5 protein-coding genes are annotated in these 5,350 nt (G+C 70.2%); 3 read left to right on the top strand and 2 right to left on the bottom strand.

What is annotated here, in order from left to right:
• Both AC08OP_RS12285 and AC08OP_RS12280 read right to left on the bottom strand, forming a co-directional pair.
• On the bottom strand, positions 1–975 hold a 975-nt coding region (locus AC08OP_RS12285; RefSeq protein WP_476614313.1), incomplete at its 3' end, for an ArnT family glycosyltransferase.
• A 420-nt stretch (positions 976–1,395) separates the two neighbouring features.
• Positions 1,396–2,070 carry an acyltransferase gene (locus AC08OP_RS12280; protein WP_476614312.1) on the bottom strand — a complete coding sequence of 225 codons (675 nt, stop codon included), beginning with the start codon at positions 2,068–2,070 and terminating at the stop codon, positions 1,396–1,398.
• 214 nt (positions 2,071–2,284) lie between these two features.
• On the opposite strand from AC08OP_RS12280, the gene AC08OP_RS12275 reads away from it, so the two are divergent.
• The 3 genes from AC08OP_RS12275 to AC08OP_RS12265 all read left to right on the top strand — a co-directional run.
• A complete protein-coding gene (locus AC08OP_RS12275; RefSeq protein WP_476614311.1) occupies positions 2,285–3,268 on the top strand; it encodes a glycosyltransferase family 2 protein in 984 nt (327 codons plus the stop codon).
• Between the two features lie 5 nt (positions 3,269–3,273).
• Complete coding sequence (locus AC08OP_RS12270; RefSeq protein ID WP_476614310.1) at positions 3,274–4,512, top strand: glycosyltransferase; 1,239 nt, start codon at positions 3,274–3,276, stop codon at positions 4,510–4,512.
• A 151-nt stretch (positions 4,513–4,663) separates the two neighbouring features.
• Positions 4,664–5,350: class I SAM-dependent methyltransferase (locus AC08OP_RS12265; RefSeq protein WP_476614309.1), on the top strand; the 687-nt coding region annotated here is incomplete at its 3' end.

The raw sequence follows: 5,350 nt of genomic DNA, 5'->3' as shown, positions 1-5,350 counted from the left end.
CACGGCGGCCGCTGGTCCCCGCGCCCACGGAGCCCGGGCGTCGCGTCGGGCCCGGCCCCAGGCGACGAGGTAGGCCAGCGCCGCCATGGGGACCAGCATGATCGCCAGTGACTTCGTCAGAAGGGCGAGGCCGACGAAGACCCCCGTCCAGGCCGCGGTGCGCAGGGAGGTGTCCCCGCGCAGCACGTAGACGATCGAGACCGTGGCCAGGCCGCTGGTCAGAACCAGCAGGTTGTCGTTGTTGACGCTGGATCCGATGTGGGTGAGCTGGGGGATCCCGAGCGGTACCAGGGCGGCACAGATCCCCGCCACCCGGCTGCCACCGCTGAGCCGGTTCGCCCCGGCCCAGGCGAGCAACGGCAACGGCGCGACCATTGCCACGCTGACCAGGCGCAGGATCCCGATGATCTTGTCCCAGCGCAGGTGGTCGCCACCGCCGGGGACGGCCTTGAGAATCATGGCGTCAACCCAGTAGTACAGCGGGGGATGCTGCACGAGCTGCTGGATGCCACCCTTCGGCGCCGGCGTCCGGTCCAACTCCTCCCAGCTGGGACGATCGTGGCGGGGGACGGCGTCGGCCGCGGTGAACGGGCCGGCGGACAGGTCGCGGGGCCGCTCCTTGGATCCATAGGGGGCGGCCATGATCGCCCCTACGCCACCCTGCGTCACGATCGTACGGCCCGGATGCGGCCAGCCCTTGCCCTCGACGAGCCGCATCACAGCGTCCACGTGGTTCGGTTCGTCGGGCGCATGGTACTGCGGCATCATCACCGACCAGCCGGCCAGCAGCGCGGTGAAGAGCAGAGTGATCACCCAGATGGCCGCAGGGGTGGTGCGGAGAATCCCCCACGGCCGGAAGCGCGTCCCCACCGGGAACACGTCTCCGCCGGCCTCGGCGTCGGCGCGGGCCGTTGCGGTCGAATCCACAGAGTCACCCACGAGTGGCAGAGTCCCATCGGACGAAGGTGGAGTCATGCTACGGATCCCCGATTCCCCGTCGGCATCATGGGTGCCCTCCTCCCGTCAGCCCTGGTCGCGCACGGTGGTGTGGGTGCTTCCGGGCTGGTATCCAGACCGTTGTCGCGGTGTTCCCGGACTGGCGGTGTTCCCGGACCGGCGGTGTTCCCGGACCGGCGACGTCACAGCCTGCAACCATCATCGTGACCGCTCGAGGGCTGGTTCACCGTTATTGAATCGGGGGATCGAGGCGGATGTCTTCGGCTATCCGGATGCAAAGTCAGCCGGATAGCACGGATAGCAGGATCTGTCGAATAGCAGGATCTGTCGGATTTGGGCGAGGCGAAGATTCCGGTTTTAGGCGTGGCCGCGGAGCTGTCCGCGTGGCACGCGGGCAGCCGAGGCCCGACGTCCGGAGCGCGCGATCCGGGCGCCGGATCAGCGCCAGGAGTCGATGTGGCCGACGATCTTCGCGGGGGATCCGGCGGCGACGGCCTTGGGCGGCACGTCCCGGGTCACCACCGAGCCCGCGGCGACGACGGCGCTCTCGCCGACCGTCACGCCCTTGAGCACGATAGCCCCCGTGCCGATCCAGGCCCGGTCCTCCAGCACAATCGGCCCGCTCATCGGCTGCTCCACGCCGTCGACGACCATCGGATGGAAGTCGTTGTCGAGTAGCTGGGTGTCCCACGAGACGTTGCAGCGGGCGCCGATCGAGACGCGTTCGCGCACGAGGATCTTGGCGAACCCGTTGATGTTCGCCCCGGGGCCGAGTTCCAGTACGCCCGAGTCGACGACGATCCGCACGCCCCGCTGCAGCGACACGACACCTTCGCAGCGCAGGCGGCCCTCGGGATGCACCCGGATGATCGAGGTGTCGCGCCGGGTCGACAGTCCGAACGCGCCGAGCCCCACCCGCAGCGCTGCGCCCTCGGCGAACTCGATGCGTTCCCGGCCTTCGATCACGGTGGGGGAACCGGTCCAGATCGGTTGCCTGTACGCGAGCGGGTAACGCAGCCCGGCCACGAACGAGCGGGCTGAGGTCTCCTGCGCCGCCCGCAGCGAACGAACGTGCCGCACATACTCCCGCAGATCACTTCTGAACGCACCCACGGAGCAACAGTAGGCGCTGCCCCGGTGGCCGGGACCGCCCGGCTGTCGGCTCGCCGGGGCGGGCATGCCACTCTAGAGTCGTGCGCGAGCCCTCGACGGAGCGTGCACCATCGCCACGGACCGGCGATCGGGGCGGGAACTGACGACGTCGGGCCGCCAGGACGCCGGCCCGGGACGCCGCTGGGCCGGAACGACGACCGGGAGCCACACCGACGTGAGTGTCAGCGCCATCCACCGACCTGAACATCCGCAGGCCGGCACCCCAGTGCGGGCGGCTTCCGGGGACGGCGTCGCTGCCGCCGGTCCGGACACCCCCTACGTGACCATCGTGCTGCCCTGCTACAACGAGCAGGACCATGTGGTGCTCGAACTCGAGCGCATCACCGCCGCGATGGACGGGAGCGGTTACTCCTACGAAGTCTTGGCGATCGACGACAAGTCGACTGACAACACGCTCGCGGTGCTGCGCGAGGTGGCCCCGCGGTTCCCGTGCATGCGGGTGATGCCGTTCCGCCGCAACGGTGGTTCCGGCACGGCCCGCCGGATCGGGACCCAGGAGGCCCGCGGCAAGATCGTCGTCTGGACCGACGCCGACATGACGTACCCGAACGAGCGCATCCCGGAGTTCGTCCGTTACCTGGACGACAACCTCGACGTCGACCAGGTCGTCGGGGCGCGCCGCACCGAGGAGGGCACTCACAAGTGGGCCCGGGTGCCGGCGAAATGGTTCATCCGGATAATCGCCCAGCGGCTGTCCGGCATGAAGATTCCCGACCTCAACTCCGGGCTTCGCGCCTTCCGCCGGGACGTTTCTCTGCCCTATCTGCGGCTACTGCCCCCCGGTTTCTCCTGCGTCACCACGATCACGATGTCCTTCCTGTCGAACCAGCATCCGGTGGATTACCTCCCGATTGATTACGCAAAACGGTCCGGAACGTCGAAGTTCCATCCCTTCCGGGACGCGCGGCGTTACATCCTTCAGGTGCTGCGGATGGTGATGTACTTCGATCCGATCAAGGTTCTTATGCCGGTCGCCCTGTGGATCATGGGTTTGGGTTTTGTCAAGCTGATCGTGGACGTGATCCGCTACGACTTCCATGTGGCGACGTCGACGCTGCTGGCGATTCTGGTCGGCTTCCAGATCGTCGTGCTGGCCTTGATCGGCGATCTGGTGGCCCGCTCGCGCAGCGACACCTGACCGGCGTGCGCATCGCGATCGTCGGTCCGACCCATCCCTACAAGGGGGGGATCGCGCAGCACACCACCGAGCTTGCGCACCGGCTGTCGGCGCGGGGCCACGAGGTGGCGGTCGAGTCCTGGTCGGCGCAATACCCCGCGCGGCTCTATCCCGGCGTGCAGCGCGTCGCCGAGCCCGAGATGGAGCCGTTCGAGGTCACCCGCTACCCGTTGTCGTGGCGCAGACCGGATGGGTGGATCCGGCTCGGCAGGCGCCTGCGGCGGCAGGCCGACGCGGTGATCCTGGTCGTCGTCACTCCCGTGCAGGCCCCGGCGTACCTGGGCGTCCTCGGCGCACTGCGGGCCCCGGGGCTGCGGGCCCGGGGGCTGCGCGGCCGGGGCACGGGTTCCGGGCGAGCGGGTTCCGGAGGCGCGGGTCCCACGGTCGTGGCACTCTGCCACAACGTCCTGCCGCACGAGCGCCGGGCCGTGGACGAACCGCTGACCAGTGCGGTGCTGCGCCGGTCGTCGGCTGTTCTCGTCCATACGCCGGCCCAGGCGGAGCTCGCCGCGTGCCTCACCCCCGCTCCGGTCCTGGTGGCCGAGATGGCCACGCACCTGTGGTCCTCGCGTCTGCCGTCCTCGGGTCCGTCCTCCTCGGGTCCGTCCTCCTCGGGTCTGCCGTCCTCGCCGCCCGGGCCGGCCGCCGGCCGCGGTGGGCCATCCGCCGACGTCACCCGGCGCAATCTGCTGTTCTTCGGGCTGGTGCGGCCGTACAAGGGACTGGACGTCCTGCTGCGGGCGTTGGCCCGCGGGCCGGCGGACGTCCGTCTCACCGTCGCCGGCGAGTTCTGGGGCGGGACGGGGGAGACCGCCCGGCTGGTCGAGGAGCTCGGCCTGGCCACCCGGGTGGACCTGCGGTCGGGCTATGTCGACGCGGCGGAGGTGCCCGCGCTGTTCGCCGGTGCCGACGCCCTGGTGCTTCCCTACCGGGCCGGAACGGCGTCGCAGAACGTCGATCTCGCGCACCTGCACGGCGTGCCGGTCGTGGCGACCACGGTGGGAACACTCGCCACCACGGTCCGCGACGGTGTGGACGGTCTACTCGTGCCGCCCGACGACGCGGAGGCGCTGGCGGTGGCGCTGCGGCGGCTCTACGAGCCCGGCGTGCTCGCCGGGCTGCGCTCGAAGGTCATACCGCCGGACATCGACGGGGCGTGGGAGCGTTACCTTGATGTGACGTTGGGCGCGCTTGGGCACACCTGAGCCGTGGCGTATGCGCGAGTCACGGCCCATCCATGGGTCACGGCCCATCCATGGATCGTGGACCACGCGTGAATCGTGGACTCGGAAGGCGGACTGGAATGAGCAAGGCTGACCGGATGGGCCGGGCTGACCGGACGGGCGGGGCCGACCTGTGAGCCCGGTGCGGGACGACGCCCTCGCCTTCGTGGGCCATCAGGTACATGTCATGCGTCGCCGGGAGGTCGGCACCCTGCTGTCGTGGGCGGGGGAACTGGCCGGGCGCACCCTGCTCGATGTGGCCGGCGGTGACGGCTACTGGGCCGGCCAGGCCGTCCGTCGCGGGGCTCGGGCGGTGTGCCTCGACCTCGCCCGGCACAAGCTGCAGTTCGGTCGCCGGCTGCGCGGGCATCCCGGGCTCGTCGAGGGGGACGCCTTGGCGCTGCCGTTCGCCGCGGCCACGTTCGACGTCGTCATGTCGGTCTGCGCCATCGAGCACTTCGACGATGGGCCGGCCGCGCTTGCCGAGATGGCGCGGGTGCTGCGTCCGGGTGGCGACCTGGTGATGTCTGCCGACGCCCTCACCCGGGCGGCGTCCTGGCCGGATCTGTTCGACCGGCACCGCGAGCGCTACCACGTCAGGCACACCTATTCCGGCGACCATCTCGCCAAGCTGCTCGACGATGTCGGGCTCGAGGTCATTCGGCAGACGTACATGTTCCGCAGCGAACGCGCCGAGCGGCTCTACCTGACCTTGTCCGCCAAGGGCGGCAGGACGGGATGGAACGCCGCGGCCGTGCTCTCGCCGGCCGTCGCCCTGTCGGACCGGCGGGCTCCCGACACCGCGGGCAGCGTCGTACTC

Source organism: Frankia sp. CeRuru1 (assembly GCF_977966315.1).
Note: the sequence above shows the minus strand (reverse complement) of the source record. Positions and strands in the feature narration are given on the sequence as shown.